General features: G+C 38.8%; 20 protein-coding genes. 18 read left to right on the forward strand and 2 right to left on the reverse strand.

Annotation, left to right across the window (positions count from 1 at the left end):
- Positions 1-13: 13 nt before the first annotated feature.
- The gene (locus tag ACRPLQ_RS00200; protein ID WP_028411603.1) at positions 14-895 is read left to right on the forward strand and encodes a patatin-like phospholipase family protein; all 882 of its coding nucleotides are present in this window, start codon (positions 14-16) and stop codon (positions 893-895) included.
- Positions 896-925: 30 nt separating this feature from the next.
- On the opposite strand, the gene ACRPLQ_RS00205 is transcribed toward ACRPLQ_RS00200, so the two are convergent.
- Together ACRPLQ_RS00205 and ACRPLQ_RS00210 are read right to left on the reverse strand one after the other, a co-directional pair.
- Positions 926-1,324 (reverse strand): SA1362 family protein, encoded by a 399-nt coding sequence (locus tag ACRPLQ_RS00205; RefSeq protein WP_013059160.1) that lies wholly within the window; start codon positions 1,322-1,324, stop codon positions 926-928.
- A gap of 48 nt (positions 1,325-1,372) precedes the next feature.
- On the reverse strand, positions 1,373-2,329 hold the full coding sequence (locus ACRPLQ_RS00210; protein ID WP_014458240.1) for a DUF1385 domain-containing protein: 957 nt from the start codon (positions 2,327-2,329) through the stop codon (positions 1,373-1,375).
- Positions 2,330-2,642: 313 nt separating this feature from the next.
- Here ACRPLQ_RS00210 and ACRPLQ_RS00215 point away from each other — a divergent pair, with 313 nt between their 5' ends.
- The 17 genes from ACRPLQ_RS00215 (at position 2,643) to nusB (ending at position 14,378) form a co-directional block, all read left to right on the forward strand.
- Entirely contained in the window at positions 2,643-3,179 is a 537-nt protein-coding gene (locus ACRPLQ_RS00215) for a YqhR family membrane protein (RefSeq protein ID WP_028411601.1), read from the forward strand.
- A gap of 121 nt (positions 3,180-3,300) precedes the next feature.
- Positions 3,301-3,738, forward strand: coding sequence for a type II 3-dehydroquinate dehydratase (gene aroQ, locus ACRPLQ_RS00220; RefSeq protein ID WP_013059157.1), 438 nt, complete (start codon positions 3,301-3,303; stop codon positions 3,736-3,738).
- Position 3,739: 1 nt separating this feature from the next.
- Complete coding sequence (locus tag ACRPLQ_RS00225) at positions 3,740-4,798, forward strand: M24 family metallopeptidase (protein WP_033579709.1); 1,059 nt, start codon at positions 3,740-3,742, stop codon at positions 4,796-4,798.
- A gap of 19 nt (positions 4,799-4,817) precedes the next feature.
- Entirely contained in the window at positions 4,818-5,375 is a 558-nt protein-coding gene (efp, locus tag ACRPLQ_RS00230; RefSeq protein ID WP_013059155.1) for an elongation factor P, read from the forward strand.
- Positions 5,376-5,513: 138 nt separating this feature from the next.
- Entirely contained in the window at positions 5,514-5,795 is a 282-nt protein-coding gene (locus ACRPLQ_RS00235; protein ID WP_028411599.1) for a YqhV family protein, read from the forward strand.
- A gap of 65 nt (positions 5,796-5,860) precedes the next feature.
- Entirely contained in the window at positions 5,861-6,808 is a 948-nt protein-coding gene (spoIIIAA, locus tag ACRPLQ_RS00240; RefSeq protein WP_028411598.1) for a stage III sporulation protein AA, read from the forward strand.
- 6 nt (positions 6,809-6,814) lie between these two features.
- Positions 6,815-7,327: a stage III sporulation protein SpoIIIAB gene (gene spoIIIAB, locus ACRPLQ_RS00245; RefSeq protein ID WP_028411597.1), complete on the forward strand. Its 513-nt coding sequence runs from the start codon at positions 6,815-6,817 to the stop codon at positions 7,325-7,327.
- A 19-nt stretch (positions 7,328-7,346) separates the two neighbouring features.
- On the forward strand, positions 7,347-7,553 hold the full coding sequence (gene spoIIIAC / locus ACRPLQ_RS00250; RefSeq protein ID WP_013059151.1) for a stage III sporulation protein AC: 207 nt from the start codon (positions 7,347-7,349) through the stop codon (positions 7,551-7,553).
- A gap of 20 nt (positions 7,554-7,573) precedes the next feature.
- The gene (spoIIIAD, locus tag ACRPLQ_RS00255) at positions 7,574-7,957 is read left to right on the forward strand and encodes a stage III sporulation protein AD (RefSeq protein WP_013059150.1); all 384 of its coding nucleotides are present in this window, start codon (positions 7,574-7,576) and stop codon (positions 7,955-7,957) included.
- 24 nt (positions 7,958-7,981) lie between these two features.
- Positions 7,982-9,166, forward strand: coding sequence for a stage III sporulation protein AE (spoIIIAE, locus tag ACRPLQ_RS00260; protein ID WP_013059149.1), 1,185 nt, complete (start codon positions 7,982-7,984; stop codon positions 9,164-9,166).
- Positions 9,163-9,792, forward strand: coding sequence for a stage III sporulation protein AF (gene spoIIIAF / locus ACRPLQ_RS00265; RefSeq protein WP_275210710.1), 630 nt, complete (start codon positions 9,163-9,165; stop codon positions 9,790-9,792). The genes spoIIIAE and spoIIIAF overlap by 4 nt, the downstream gene beginning before the upstream one ends.
- The gene (gene spoIIIAG, locus ACRPLQ_RS00270) at positions 9,789-10,451 is read left to right on the forward strand and encodes a stage III sporulation protein AG (RefSeq protein ID WP_028411595.1); all 663 of its coding nucleotides are present in this window, start codon (positions 9,789-9,791) and stop codon (positions 10,449-10,451) included. Before spoIIIAF ends, spoIIIAG begins: the two co-directional genes overlap by 4 nt.
- A 7-nt stretch (positions 10,452-10,458) precedes the next feature.
- The gene (locus ACRPLQ_RS00275; RefSeq protein WP_230683451.1) at positions 10,459-11,109 is read left to right on the forward strand and encodes a SpoIIIAH-like family protein; all 651 of its coding nucleotides are present in this window, start codon (positions 10,459-10,461) and stop codon (positions 11,107-11,109) included.
- A gap of 352 nt (positions 11,110-11,461) precedes the next feature.
- Complete coding sequence (gene accB / locus ACRPLQ_RS00280) at positions 11,462-11,968, forward strand: acetyl-CoA carboxylase biotin carboxyl carrier protein (protein ID WP_013059145.1); 507 nt, start codon at positions 11,462-11,464, stop codon at positions 11,966-11,968.
- A 12-nt stretch (positions 11,969-11,980) separates the two neighbouring features.
- Positions 11,981-13,333 carry an acetyl-CoA carboxylase biotin carboxylase subunit gene (gene accC / locus ACRPLQ_RS00285; RefSeq protein WP_028411593.1) on the forward strand — a complete coding sequence of 451 codons (1,353 nt, stop codon included), beginning with the start codon at positions 11,981-11,983 and terminating at the stop codon, positions 13,331-13,333.
- A 29-nt stretch (positions 13,334-13,362) separates the two neighbouring features.
- The gene (locus ACRPLQ_RS00290; protein ID WP_013059143.1) at positions 13,363-13,764 is read left to right on the forward strand and encodes an Asp23/Gls24 family envelope stress response protein; all 402 of its coding nucleotides are present in this window, start codon (positions 13,363-13,365) and stop codon (positions 13,762-13,764) included.
- Between the two features lie 221 nt (positions 13,765-13,985).
- Positions 13,986-14,378, forward strand: a complete 393-nt coding sequence (gene nusB, locus ACRPLQ_RS00295) for a transcription antitermination factor NusB (RefSeq protein ID WP_013059142.1) — start codon at positions 13,986-13,988, stop codon at positions 14,376-14,378.
- The last annotated feature ends 79 nt before the right edge of the window (positions 14,379-14,457 follow it).

The raw sequence follows: 14,457 nt of genomic DNA on the forward strand, positions 1-14,457 counted from the left end.
TGGAGGAGAGGCTGTGTACGTCGACGGAGTATTTTCAGGTGGCGGTATTAAAGGGCTTGCACTGATTGGTGCGTTACAAGCTTTAGAAGAAAAAGGCTTTATTTTTCGGCGGTTAGCGGGAACGAGTGCGGGTTCCATTATTTGTGCATTTGTAGCAGCTGGTTATACAAGTGAAGAAATCGTTGAAATGATGAATGAAATTGAGTTATCTTCTTTCCTAGATCAAAGAATGTCCTTTTTACCATCGAGCTTGACAAAATGGCTGTTTTTATATTGGAAAATGGGATTATATAAAGGAGAAAGGCTTGAAAAGTGGATTGCTGAGAAGTTGCGGAGCAGAGGAATTCGTACATTTGCTGATTTGCCTGATCAGTCGCTGCGTATTATTGCGTCAGATTTGACCAACAGTACGATGCTTGTTCTTCCAGATGATTTGCCTAAATATCACATTGATCCGAATCGTTTTTCTGTAGCAAGAGCCGTTCGGATGAGCTGCAGCATTCCATATTTTTTTGAGCCGGTTAAATTAAAATCTACTCCAAGCAGTTTAATAGTCGACGGGGGAGTGTTAAGCAACTTTCCAATTTTTTTATTTGATGATGATAAAAGTTTGAAGAAACGACCGGTAATTGGTGTGAAGCTGAGTCCGAAGGACGAAGAGAGAGAACGGAATAAAATTAAAAATGCCGTTGGTTTATTCAGTGCGCTTTTTGAGACGATGAAAGATGCGCACGATGCAAGACATATTTCAAAACGTCACGAAAAAAATATTATCTTTTTACCTGTTAATCAAGTTTTTGCGACAGAATTTACCCTCACAGAAGAACGGAAGGAAGAGCTGATTGCGTTTGGCAAAAAGCGTACAAGGGCATTTTTGAAAAAATGGTGCTATTAAAAAAACAAGGAGGCTTTTCTCCTTGTTTTTTTAAAAGAATGCTCTATTTTTCTTTTTTCCTTTTTTACCTTCGATGACGGTCAAGTGTGAGTTGTTTTTCTTTTTCTTTAGCGGTTTCGTTGATTTGGATACCGGGCGCTTATTTGAGCTTCGGTACGTATGCATATCAACTTTGTTGCTTCCTCGCTCTTTTTCTTTTTGACGCAGTTTCGATTGCTTTACTGCGCGCACATAGCCTCTATCTTGACCTTTTGTCTGAGAAGGGCGGAGAATAAACCGATAAACTAAGTAAAACAAAATGATAAACAGAAAAATATAACCTGCTTGACGTAATAAAACAGCTGGATCTGTAATCAACGTAAATGCAAAGCCAATGACTCCTAACCCGATTAGACCATATACAAGTGGTTTCACGAATGGACGTCTCATTTTGTTCACCTCCTAAAATAGTAAAAAAAGAAAGCAAAACGGTGTGGATTAGACAACTTGTTCGTCAGTGGTAGAAGAAAGTTCATTTTCAACGCGTAAAAGTTCTTTAAATGAAGCAATCGCAACTTCAACTTGATCATCTTTTGGTTCTTTGGTTGTTAAAAGCTGAAGCCATAAACCGGGATAACCTAAAAAGCGAAGAAGAGGGACATGACGAACTTTATTGGTTAACTGTAACACTTCAAATGATAAACCAAGGACAACTGGAATTAATGCAAGGCGATCCACAATTCGTAACCAAAGAGGATCCGTTGGAACTAGTAGGTAGACAAACATTCCTACAACTACGGTAAAGAGGATAAAGCTACTTCCGCAGCGATAATGAAGTCGAGATTGTGCTTGAACGGCTTCTACCGTAAGTTCAGCATTGTTTTCATATGCATTAATGACCTTGTGTTCTGCTCCATGATATTGAAACACCCGTTTAATAAGTGGCGTTTGTGAAATCACATAAATATAGCCAAGGAGCAATAATAGTTTAAATACTCCTTCAATAAAAACTTGAGCTACACTTGAAGTGAAAACAGGACGTGTCAATTGTGCTAAAAACACAGGAATCAATGTAAATAGTACTTTCCCGAAAAGAAAGGATATTACACCAATAGTTGCAACGCCAAATATTAAAGATAGTTTTGATTCTTTTTTCTCTTTTTGTTGTTCTGCTGCTACTTGAGCATCATCTTCTGGATTCACGTCATAGCGTTCAGAGGAAAAGTTCAAGTGCTGCGTACCGTTTGCACTGGCTTCAACAATAGCAGCAATTCCTCGTAAAAAAGGAATTTTTTTTAAAGCAGTGAGTACGGAATTTGATTTTCTTTTTGAATGAAAATAATCAATAGATTGATCTTTGCGGCGAATAGCCGTCACCATCATACGTTTGCCACCGAACATGACACCTTCTATAACGGCTTGACCACCATACGCAGGTTTTTGTAATTTAGACATTTCAGGCACCAACCTAACTTAACTAGACTAGACTTCTTAGTATTTTATATTCTACAGCAAAATCAAATAAACCTCTAGGCGGATGCATGTTATCTAGTTTAGCCAATATTTTTCATCTCCACACCCTTCATATGAATTTTTTTCCTTTCATTTATAAAATTTGTTTATGAAACTCTGTGCGAAGTAGTTTTAAAATGTCTCTGCGATATCAGGCGCCCTTCTTGCGTATAGGAAGAGTAATAAACGTAAAAACTTAGAAATGAGTCGGTAGGAAATGAGAAAAAAGTTCATACTACATCAAGAGGTGATTAATATGTCAGAACCTAAAGAACAGCATGAAAAAAAACAGGATAACCAACCTACGCATAAACAGGAAATATCTTTTTTATTTAAAGCCATCTTTATTTCCTTTTTTGGAGGGGTTTTCTGGAGCTTTATTGGCTATTTAAATTATCTGTTTAGCTTTAGTGTTATCAATCCAAATATGCTTTTAGATCCATGGGCATTAGGTGATTGGAAGGATAAAGGAATAGGTGTTATCGTCAGTATTTTTCTCATAGGGGTATTATCTATTGTTGTCGGGTTGTTATACTACGTCCTATTAAAGAAGTTTAAAACAATTTGGATAGGTTTTGCTTACGGATTATTATGGTGGGCAATCGTATTCGTTGTTTTGAATCCGCTCTTTCCTAACTTGAAAACAATTGGAGAGCTTCCAGCTAACACAATTATTTCATCCCTCTGTATTTATATTTTATATGGTGTATTCATCGGATATTCCATTTCTTTTGAAGCGGCAGAGCTTCAAACAAAAGATGAATCTACAGATTTTCAAACGGCGAATAAGTAGTGTGAATGTTCCAACGTATGCTAATATATTCTATATAATGATTTAAAAAGAAAAATAAAGTGTAAATTCACACAAGTGAGCTGCATAAAGGGTTCGTAGTAGGGGAGAGTGTTGAAATAAGATGAATAAGATTTTAGTAATAAACGGTCCTAATTTAAACCGTTTAGGCGTACGCGAACCAGCGGTATATGGGACAGATAATCTTCAAAATCTTGAAGAGAAGCTTCAGCGAGCAGGCAGAGACCATGGGGTAGAAGTTGAGTGCGTACAGTCTAATCACGAAGGTGTAATTATCGACTGGATTCACGAAGCGGATGAGAAGTTTGATGGGATTATGATCAATCCTGGTGCTTTTACTCACTACAGTTATGCCATTCGAGATGCGATTGCCAGTATATCTGTTCCTGTTATTGAAGTGCATATTTCGAACGTACATAAGCGTGAAGAGTTTCGCCACCATTCGGTGACGGCACCTGTTACGCATGGTCAAATTGTCGGGTTAGGTTTATACGGATACGAGCTTGCTCTGCAGGCACTTTTACAATTAAGGGGGAAATAAAATGAAAATCGAAAAACTACGCGAACAGTTTTCAAAGTTGAATGTAGACGGTGTTGTCGTTACAAGTGAATATAACAGACGCTATATGACCAATTTTACAGGATCTGCTGGTGTCGTTATCATTTCTGAAGACAAAGCGGCATTTGTAACAGATTTTCGTTATGTTGAACAAGCAACTAGTCAAACAGAAGGTTTTGATATCGTTCAGCACAAGGGTCCTATTGTAGAAGAAGTAGCGAATGTAGTGAAACAATTTGGAATTAAAAAGCTTGGTTTTGAACAGAATTATGTTACATATGGACAGCATCAATTATTTGATAAGCATATCGGCGCGGAACTTGTTCCAATCTCGCACGCAATCGAAAACTTACGCTTGATAAAGAGTGACTCAGAGATTAAGATATTAAAGGAAGCTGCAAAAATAGCAGATGCAGCATATGAACATATTTTAACCTTTGTTCGTCCTGGTTTAACAGAGCTTCAAGTATCGAATGAACTGGAGTTCTTTATGAGAAAACAAGGCGCAACATCTTCATCTTTTGATACAATTGTTGCTTCAGGGCATCGCGGGGCTTTACCGCATGGTGTTGCTTCTGACAAAGTAATTGAAAAAGGCGAACTTGTAACGCTTGATTTTGGCGCATACTATAATGGTTACTGTTCAGATATCACACGAACATTTGCCGTCGGTGAAGTAAGTGATAAGCTAAAAGAAATTTATAATGTCGTACTGCAAGCAGAGCTTAACGGAATGAACGGTATCAAAGCAGGTATGACGGGTAAAGAAGCAGATGCGCTAACGCGTGATTATATTACAGAACACGGATACGGCCAGTATTTTGGACATTCGACCGGTCACGGCGTAGGGTTAGAAGTACACGAAGGCCCATCGCTTTCTGTGAAATCTACAGATGTACTGCAGCCAGGTATGATTGTAACCGTTGAACCAGGTATTTACATACCAGACTTAGGGGGCGTTCGTATTGAAGATGATACGGTCGTCACAGCAGAAGGTAATGAGGCATTATCGCACTCATCAAAAGAGTTCATTATTTTATAAAATGTAGGAGGATTTCTTCATGATTTCAGTAAATGATTTTCGTACAGGTTTGACAGTAGAAGTAGACGGGGGTATTTGGCGTGTAATGGATTTCCAACACGTAAAGCCTGGTAAAGGCGCTGCATTCGTTCGCTCAAAACTACGTAACCTTCGTACAGGAGCTGTGCAAGAAAAAACGTTCCGTGCAGGTGAAAAGGTAGGAAAAGCTCAAATTGATAATCGTAAAATGCAATATCTATATGCAAGCGGCGATCAGCACGTATTCATGGACAACCAGTCTTATGAGCAATTAGAGCTTCCGGCGAGTGCAATTGAATATGAGCTAAAATTCTTAAAAGAAAATATGGAAGTCGCAATTATGATGTATCAAGGTGAGACATTAGGTGTTGAACTTCCAAACACAGTTGAGCTTAAAGTAACAGAAACTGAACCTGGTATTAAAGGTGACACAGCTTCTGGCGGTACAAAACCAGCAACTGTTGAAACTGGTTTAACAGTAAACGTTCCTTTCTTCGTAAATGAAGGCGACGTATTAATTATTAACACAACAGACAGCAGCTACGTATCACGCGCGTAATTCGGTCGTGTAAGCAAGCTGCAAACACACGAAAAAGGCAGAGAATGATTCTCTGCCTTTTTTGTGTGTTTTTTTGTGCTAACCCTTCCTTATTTTGCATAGGTTGTACTAAACAACGCAGAGATATAGGAGGGGCTTATGAAGCAGTGGTTGGATCATTTAAACGGTACGGTATTAACGATGGCGTGCCTTCGATTTATTTCTTCATTTATTGAGTTTATTGCCGCTATTTTAATTGTCACAAACAATGATGTGAAAAAAGCGTTAATGATTAATGGAATGCTAGCGCTTGTTGGTCCGATTGTAATGGTGAGTTCTTTCACCATTGGTTTAGTGTCCGTAGCAGATCAATTATCTTTTGGAAAATTAATCATGATTGTAATAGGAGTGCTCTTCATTTTAATCGGTGTTTTTAAATAAAAGGTAGGCATAAAATGGTCAAGCTCATAATACATTGAAGTGAGTTCAAATATGAGGGGATGAATATGTTAAACGAAATACTTGCAATTTTTCCGCCTAATTTAAAAAAGACTGTTGAATTTTATGTCACAAACCATTCTCATGTGCTAGAAGAAATTCGAGTGCGCATAGGAAGACCTGTCGAATTTACAATCAACAATCAGCCTTATTTCGAATCGTATCTTCCAAGTGCAGAAGATGCTTTATTTATCTTAAATAAACTAAGCCAGTTTTCGATTTATATGATTGAAGAAGAATTAAAAAAAGGATATGTCACCATTGAAGGCGGACACCGGGTTGGACTAGCGGGAAAAGTTGTAACGGAAAATGGACAGGTTCGTGTGATTCGTGATGTATCATCCTTTAATATCCGGATTGCTAAACAAAAGATTGGCATTTCGAATCAGCTTATTCCTTTTTTATACAATCGCTATTGGCAAAGTACGGTCATTATAGGACCTCCTCAAACAGGAAAAACAACCATGATTCGTGATTTAGCCAGAGTAATAAGCACTGGCATAGAGCGCTCTAAGATTCCTCCGTTTAAAGTAGGGATTGTAGATGAACGATCAGAAATTGCTGGGGCTGTTAAAGGGGTTCCTCAGCATACATTCGGATCTAGAATGGATTTATTAGATAGCTGTCCGAAAGCTGAAGGCATGATGATGATGATTCGCTCCATGAGTCCCGATGTACTGATCGTGGATGAAGTTGGAAGTGAAGAAGATTGTAAGGCCGTACTTGAAGCCGTTAATGCTGGTGTTCGTGTCATTATGACTGTTCATGGGTATGACATTGACGATTTAATGAAGCGTCCCACTTTGCAAGCTTTAATGAAACTTCACGTATTTAAAAAGTATGTTGTGCTATCGAACAGCCGAGGTCCTGGAACACTTCAGGCTATCTATGATGAGCATTATAACTCCATGAAATTGACCGCTGAAAAGTCGCTTATTGAAAATAGTAAAGGGTGATGGTGTATGAAACTGTTTGGTGCCATCTTTATCTTATTTGCTTCCACTTACACAGGATTTGAGTTTGCAAAGCAGCTTAGCGAAAGACCTAGGCAGCTCAGGCAATTAAAAACGGCTCTTCGGTCGTTAGAAGCGGAAATTATGTATAGCAACCGGCCTCTTCAAGAAGTTGCTCATTTGTTATCTCTACAGCTTCCTAACCCTTTAGCTTCTTTATTTAGTGAGTTTTCAATGAAATTAAAAGAAGGTACTGAAAGTGTCAAGGAAGCTTGGGAAAAGACGTTGGACCAATTTTGGAAACAAACCGCACTTAAAACAGGAGAACTGGAAATCTTAAAACAATTTGGTGAAACGCTTGGTCAGCATGATCGTTATTCGCAGCAAAAGCATATTTTGCTGACGCTGAACCATCTCGAACGCGAAGAACAAGATGCAGTTGATAAGCAGAATCGCTATGAAAAAATGGTTAAAAGTTTAGGCTTTCTATCTGGATTGCTACTGGTCATCCTATTGATGTAGCGATGGAGGAGGATTGAATGTGGGAATTGATATGAACACCATTTTTCAGATTGCTGGGATTGGTATCGTCGTAGCTTTTTTAGTCACCGTACTCGAACAGATGGGAAAAAAAGATTACGCGAATTGGGTTACCCTCATCGGTTTTATTTATATTTTATTTATGGTTGCTTCGATTGTGGAGGACTTATTTCAAAAAATCAAATCGGTTTTTTTATTTCAAGGGTAGAGGGGTGATTTGCCATTGAAATGCTTCAAATTGTGGGCTTAGGATTAGTAGCGACATTTTTGGCACTCATTTTAAAAGAACATAAATCACCTATTGCTTTTTTACTTGTCGTATTCGTGGGATCCGTGATCTTTCTTTTTTTAATTGATCAAATCTACGAGATTATTAAGATGGTCGAGCGGCTGTCGATCAATGCTCACGTTAACATGATTTATGTGGAAACCATTTTGAAAATCATTGGTATTGCCTATATCGCCGAATTTGGTGCTCAAATTACGAAAGATGCAGGACAAGGTGCCATTGCTTCTAAAATTGAATTAGGTGGAAAAGTGCTGATTCTCTCCATGGCAATTCCTATTTTGACGGTCATTATTGAAACGATTATTTCAATGCTGCCCAATTAATTTTACTTAATATGAGGTGACGAAATGAAGCGGTGGACGTTTAAAGTGAATATACTCGCTCTTCTTTTGTTCCTCTTTTTTTTCTTTCCAGAAAATGTACAAGCTTCCGAACCCCCGAAGCAGCAAGAACTTGTCAATGAACAAATTGATAAGCTCGGTATCGATGAAGTCAAACAGTTTTGGGACGATATTATTACCCAATACGGCGGCTTTTTACCCGAGAGTCAGAAGGGAAGTTTAGTCGATTTTTTAAAAGGAGAAAAAGAGTTCTCTCTTAAAGAATGGCTAGGAGGTCTTGTAAAGTTTTTATTTCACGAAGTATTAGCGAATGGAAAGCTCCTCGGTACACTCATTATGCTAACGGTTTTTAGCGTGTTTTTGCAAACGCTCCAAAGTGCGTTTAATCAGCAAACCGTAAGTAAAGTAGCGTATGCGCTTGTATATATGGTTTTGATCATCATTGCTCTTAATAGTTTTCAAATTGCTATTTCTTATGCAACAGGAGCGATTGAGACCATGACCAAATTCATTTTAGCTCTGGTGCCGCTGCTGCTTGCCTTAATGGCATCATCAGGAGGAGTTGTATCGGCAGCCTTTTTTCATCCGATGATTTTGTTTTTAATGAACACCAGCGGTTTGCTTATTCAATACGTAGTGATGCCGCTGCTTTTTCTTTCAGCACTGCTTAGCATTGTGAGTACGATTTCAGATGAGCATAAGGTTACACAGCTTGCTCAGCTGTTGAGAAATATAAGCATTGGCGTGCTTGGAATATTCCTAACTGTTTTTTTAGGTGTGCTATCCGTCCAAGGTGCCACATCAGCTGTTGCTGACGGTATTACGATTCGAACGGCAAAGTTCGTCACAGGGAACTTTATACCTGTTGTAGGGCGTGTGTTCACAGATGCGGCTGATACAGTCATCAGTGCCTCGCTTCTATTAAAGAATTCAGTAGGGATTGCTGGAGTAGCAGTCTTACTGTTAATCGTCGCATTTCCGGCTATTAAAGTGTTAACGCTCGCTTTTATCTATAAGCTAGCAGCAGCTCTTCTTCAACCCATTGGAGGAGGACCGGTTATTTCCTGCTTGAGCATTATCAGCAAAAGCGTCATCTATATTTTTGCGGCGCTTGCTGTTGTCTCGCTTATGTTTTTCTTATGTTTAACGGTCATCATTACAGCGAGCAACGTCACAATGATGGTGAGGTGAAGAAATTGCAGGCCTTAACGACGTGGATTACGAATATCGTTCTTTTTATCTTATTAGCTACCATTATTAATTTACTGTTGCCCAATTCTAGTTTTCAAAAGTATACGAAGCTGGTGGTTGGACTTCTTTTGATGCTGATTATTATTACACCCGTTTTTCAAATTTTTAAAGTGGATGTTAATCAAATGCTGAAATCACTTAGCTTATCATCTATTCGATCCGATCAACAGGTAGAAAATTCAATGGAAAATCAGAAAAAAGAAATACAAGCTTCACAACGTGCATATATTTTAGAACAAATGGCTGTCCAAATGGAGGCAGATGTAAAAGAGGAGTTGATGGATCAGTATGGTGTAGCAATTGATCGAATTCACATTGAAACAAAAAAGCCGAACGACGAACCTACCGCTGATAATATTAAATCCATTTCAGTTGCCGTAAGTAAAAAAGCATCGGGTGATTCCGAGGTTGTTTCAGCTGTGAAAGTTATTTCTATTGATACCTCCACACCGATCGAAACAAACAAACCAACAGAATCCAAGAAATTATCCAACTATTTAGCAGCAAAATGGGATGTAAAACAAGGCCAAGTTGTTGTGAATATGGAGGAGGGAGACACGAAATGAGTCAAAAGCCAGAAAAAGGTGACCCATCATTTTTTCAGCGGTTCTTTTCACTTAAACAGTCATCAACTACGAAGAAACCTTCAAAGTTAATGTATATAGGTATTTTACTAGCTGCAGGCGTTATCTTTATGGTATTTAGCAACTCACTCACAACATCTATGAATTCAGGCGGATTATTAAAGAGTGCAAGCAAAGAAACCAGCGCACCACCGGTATCACAGGATATTCCCGCTTTTAGCTCCAAAAAGACAACAACGATGACAGGTTATGAAGAGCGGTATGAGGAAGAATTGAAAGATATTTTAGATCAAGTTAGAGGCGTAAGTAAGGTAAAAGTAATTGTGAACCTAGATGCAACAGAATCCAAAATATATGAAAAAAACAGCGTGACAAAATCGCAAACGACCAACGAGACGGACCGTGAAGGAGGGACTCGTAAAGTTGAAGATTCCTCAACAGATGAACAGCTGGTCATTGTAAGAAGCGGAGAACAAGAAAAGCCTGTTGTAGTCAAAACCGAAAAGCCAAAAGTCAGAGGTGTGTTAGTTGTCGCTAAAGGAGCTGATAATATCGAGGTAAAGAAATCTATTATTGAAGCCGTGACAAGAGCGCTCGATATACCAAGTCATAGAGTAGCAGTATTAGCGAAAAAAGGATGAGGGGGAAATGAATATGTTATTAAAAAAGCAAACGGTTTGGTTATTAACAATGTTAAGTTTAGTTGTTGTGTTATCGGTGTACTATATGACAACGCCAGAAAATCCTCAGAGTAATGTTGCGCTAGTAGACAATGAAAAACAAAGCGAAAAACAGGCTGATGACAAGGCTCCTGCAGAAGATACAAAACAACAGGCAGATGAGAAATCAGGAACAAAAGAAGGTTCAAAAACCGAAGGCTCAGCAGAAGATGTAAAAAAGGAAACGGCTAAAAATGCAAAAGAATCAGCGGTTGTATCAAGCACAGATAGCGACGAGCTATTTACGGCGCTCCGCTTGGAATTAAATGATGAAAGAAGTCAGCTGAAAGAAGAGTATCAGGAAGTAGCGGCATCAAAAAATGTAACGCCTGCAGAAGTAAGCAAAGCGATGGATAAAATCGATGAATTATCAAAGCTCGGGGAAAAAGAAGCAACGCTGGAAACATTAATTAAAGCAAAAGGATACAGCGACGCGCTAGTAAGAGCAGATGGAAAACAAGTGCAAATTACCGTTAAGACAGAAAAACACTCAAAAACAAAAGCCAATCAAATCATTCAGCTAGTCAAAAAAGAAATGGGTCCAAAAGAAGTAGCGGTAGAGTTTCAGCCAACTAAATAAAGGGAATAAAAGAAGTGTAAAACAGCCGCAAATTGGGGTTGTTTACACTTCTTTTTTTATGAAATGACTAAAATCTAAGCGAGACGGGAAAAATTTTAACATGGCTTTCTTTTTTTACTTCGGTTATAATAGGTTTCATAATCTTATATTAGTACTAGGTGACAAATGTTTTCATAAGTATTGTCATCTGTAAAGCTATGTTTCCATTTATAAAACAATAACGCTAAAAAGTTATTATAGAGTAAGTGGAACTTCTTTTTAATGTTTGCCAAACGAATTGAATGGCTGTAGCCATTTATCGTATTATTAACATTGTAGAGAATTCTATTTTCATGAGGTAGGAGTGTTCAATATGTTAAAAATTCAAGAGATCCGTGAGATCATTAAACTAGTTGATCAATCATCAATCGAGGAGTTCACCTATGAGCACGAAGGCTCCAAAATCAAGATGAAGAAAAAAGACGCAATTGTTTCCAAACAAGCGCAGCAAGTAGTGGTTTCGGCACCTGAACAAGCAGCAGCACCTGCACCGCAGGCAGCAGCGGCTCCAGCGCCAGCCCCAGCAGCACAGTCTGCTCAACCAAAAGAAGAACAAGCGGCCCCAGCGGTTGATGAAAGCTTACATAAAATTACATCTCCGATGGTAGGGACATTCTATGCGTCATCATCGCCAGAATCAGATGTATACGTAACGCCTGGAGATAAAGTACAAAAAGATTCGGTTGTATGTATCGTAGAAGCAATGAAATTATTTAATGAAATCGAAGCAGAAGTTAAAGGTGAAATCGTTGACGTATTAGTTGAAAATGGACAACTTGTAGAATACGGTCAACCTCTTTTCTTAGTAAAGCCTGAATAAGGAGCGGTAAATATGATTAAAAAGCTATTAATTGCGAATCGAGGAGAAATTGCGGTTCGAATTATTCGAGCGTGTAAAGAGTTAGGTGTAGAATCAGTAGCTGTTCATTCTCAAGCTGATCGCGACTCTTTGCATGTACAATTAGCAGACGAAGCGTATTGTATTGGACCAACGTCATCTAAAGACAGCTATTTAAACTTTACAAATATTATGAGCGTTGCGATGCTAACGGGCTGTGACGCCATTCACCCTGGATACGGCTTTTTAGCTGAAAACGCTGATTTTGCAGAGCTATGCAGAGAGTGTAACGTTACATTTGTAGGACCAAGTCCGGAGGCCATTAACAAAATGGGAACAAAAGACGTAGCGAGGGAAACGATGCGTGAAGCCGGTGTCCCAATTGTTCCTGGTTCCACTGGAATTGTAGAGTCAGTGGAAGACGGTATGTCAATTGCTAATGATATTGGCTATCCTGTTATTATTAAAGCAACGGCAGGAGGCGGAGGAAAAGGAATCCGCGTTGCGAAAAATGAACAAGAGCTTATTAAAGGTATTACAATTACGCAGCAAGAAGCTGCTACAGCTTTCGGTAACCCTGGTGTGTACATTGAAAAGTTCATTGAGGATTTCCGTCACGTTGAGATCCAAGTGTTGGCTGATTCTCATGGAAACACTGTACATTTAGGAGAGCGTGATTGCTCGATTCAACGCCGTCTTCAAAAATTAATTGAAGAAACGCCTTCTCCAGCGTTGGACGAAAAAACGCGTGAATTAATGGGCGACGCTGCTGTTAAAGCCGCTCAAGCCGTTAATTACACAGGAGCCGGAACCGTGGAATTCATTTATGATTATCGTGAAAACAAATTTTACTTCATGGAAATGAATACGCGTATCCAAGTAGAACATCCTGTTACAGAAATGGTGACAGGAGTTGACTTAATTAAAGAACAAATCAACGTGGCAAATGGTGAAACTTTACCGTTTACGCAAGAAGAAGTGACGTTTAACGGATGGGCAATTGAGTGCCGAATCAACGCAGAAAACCCAGAGAAAAACTTTATGCCATCACCAGGTACGATTCAAATGTACTTGCCGCCAGGTGGCTACGGAGTGCGCGTAGACTCTGCTGCATACCCGGGCTATGCAATCCCACCTTACTATGATTCAATGGTGGCTAAATTGATTGTTCATGCGCCAACTCGTGAGGAAGCTATTGAACGAATGAAGCGCGCGTTAGATGAATTTGTTATCGATGGCGTTGCGACCACTATTCCTTTTCACCAAAAGCTATTAAATCATGAAAAATTTGTTAGCGGTGAATTCAACACGAAGTTTCTTGAGCTATATGACGTAATGAATTCTTAGTATAATATAAACTATAGGAGGTGCTGTACATGAATGAAAATCATGTATTAGAAATGGAAGAACACCCAAATTCTCTTGGCAAAGTAGAAATTGCTCCTGAGGTTATTGAAGTCATTGCGGGTATTGCTGCTTCTGAAGTAGAAGGCGTTTCTGCAATGAGAGGAAATTTTGCAGCTGGCGTTGTGGAGAAACTAGGAAAGAAAAACCACGGTAAAGGTGTAAAAGTGGACTTAACAGAAAACGGGATAAAAGTAGACGTGTTTTGTATGATGAAGTTTGGTGTATCTATTCCAAACGTAGCGCAGCAAGTACAAGATAACATTCGTCAAGCCCTTAAAAATATGACAGCTATTGATCTCGATGAAGTAAACATTCATATCGTAGGGATTCAGTTTGATACGCAAAAAACTGATATTGAAGAAGTTGAATAAAACAAACGTTTACCTAACGGCTGTTGCTAAAATGGAATAACGTATGATTACTTGTTCCTTTTCAACACAAGCTATGGTAAAGTGAAAAAGACTGTCTCGTCATAAAGACGGTCTTTTTCGTGTTCTACAAACTTCGTATAAGAACAATCAAGTATCGTTTCATAAACTATGCTATTATCTAGGTATACTAGTTGAAGAAGATAAATAAAGGAGCAAAAATAATGAAAAGACATACAGCACGCCAAAAAGCATTACAAGCACTATTTCAGCATGATTTAGGGCAAACCGAGCCAATGGAGGCAATCGGAAATGTTGTACAAAACGAAAAGTCTGATCAATTTTTAGAAAGTCTTGTGCTAGGTGTAGTTGAGCATCAGCAAGAAATTGATGAACTTTTACGCAATCATTTAGAAAAATGGACGTTAGACCGCGTAGCTACTGTAGACCGCGTAATCCTGCGTATTGCCGTATACGAAATGAAGTATGAAGAAGAAATTCCTACGAGCGTTACGTTAAATGAAGCGATTGAATTAGCAAAAACATTTGGCGATGATCAATCAAGCAAGTTTATCAACGGCGTATTGTCTAAAGTGTTAACAACTTTATCTAAATAAACGTTCATCTTGCCAAATCAAGTGACTAAAATGCTTCTCTCCTTTATATAAAGGGGAGAGGGTGACTGCAAAGGAGGCA

Origin of the sequence: Priestia sp. TRN 1309 (genome assembly GCF_050846875.1) — a bacterium.
Classification (GTDB): Bacteria; Bacillota; Bacilli; order Bacillales; family Bacillaceae_H; genus Priestia; species Priestia zanthoxyli.

Bases quoted from the DNA above. Each gene is read 5' to 3' on its own strand.
- ACRPLQ_RS00205 (WP_013059160.1), bottom strand. From the start codon at position 1,324: ATGAGACGTCCATTCGTGAAACCACTTGTATATGGTCTAATCGGGTTA.
- ACRPLQ_RS00210 (WP_014458240.1), bottom strand. From the start codon at position 2,329: ATGTCTAAATTACAAAAACCTGCGTATGGTGGTCAAGCCGTTATAGAA.
- ACRPLQ_RS00215 (WP_028411601.1), top strand. From the start codon at position 2,643: ATGTCAGAACCTAAAGAACAGCATGAAAAAAAACAGGATAACCAACCT.
- aroQ (WP_013059157.1), top strand. From the start codon at position 3,301: ATGAATAAGATTTTAGTAATAAACGGTCCTAATTTAAACCGTTTAGGC.
- ACRPLQ_RS00225 (WP_033579709.1), top strand. From the start codon at position 3,740: ATGAAAATCGAAAAACTACGCGAACAGTTTTCAAAGTTGAATGTAGAC.
- efp (WP_013059155.1), top strand. From the start codon at position 4,818: ATGATTTCAGTAAATGATTTTCGTACAGGTTTGACAGTAGAAGTAGAC.
- ACRPLQ_RS00235 (WP_028411599.1), top strand. From the start codon at position 5,514: ATGAAGCAGTGGTTGGATCATTTAAACGGTACGGTATTAACGATGGCG.
- spoIIIAA (WP_028411598.1), top strand. From the start codon at position 5,861: ATGTTAAACGAAATACTTGCAATTTTTCCGCCTAATTTAAAAAAGACT.
- spoIIIAB (WP_028411597.1), top strand. From the start codon at position 6,815: ATGAAACTGTTTGGTGCCATCTTTATCTTATTTGCTTCCACTTACACA.
- spoIIIAD (WP_013059150.1), top strand. From the start codon at position 7,574: ATGCTTCAAATTGTGGGCTTAGGATTAGTAGCGACATTTTTGGCACTC.
- spoIIIAE (WP_013059149.1), top strand. From the start codon at position 7,982: ATGAAGCGGTGGACGTTTAAAGTGAATATACTCGCTCTTCTTTTGTTC.
- spoIIIAG (WP_028411595.1), top strand. From the start codon at position 9,789: ATGAGTCAAAAGCCAGAAAAAGGTGACCCATCATTTTTTCAGCGGTTC.
- ACRPLQ_RS00275 (WP_230683451.1), top strand. From the start codon at position 10,459: ATGAATATGTTATTAAAAAAGCAAACGGTTTGGTTATTAACAATGTTA.
- accB (WP_013059145.1), top strand. From the start codon at position 11,462: ATGTTAAAAATTCAAGAGATCCGTGAGATCATTAAACTAGTTGATCAA.
- accC (WP_028411593.1), top strand. From the start codon at position 11,981: ATGATTAAAAAGCTATTAATTGCGAATCGAGGAGAAATTGCGGTTCGA.
- ACRPLQ_RS00290 (WP_013059143.1), top strand. From the start codon at position 13,363: ATGAATGAAAATCATGTATTAGAAATGGAAGAACACCCAAATTCTCTT.
- nusB (WP_013059142.1), top strand. From the start codon at position 13,986: ATGAAAAGACATACAGCACGCCAAAAAGCATTACAAGCACTATTTCAG.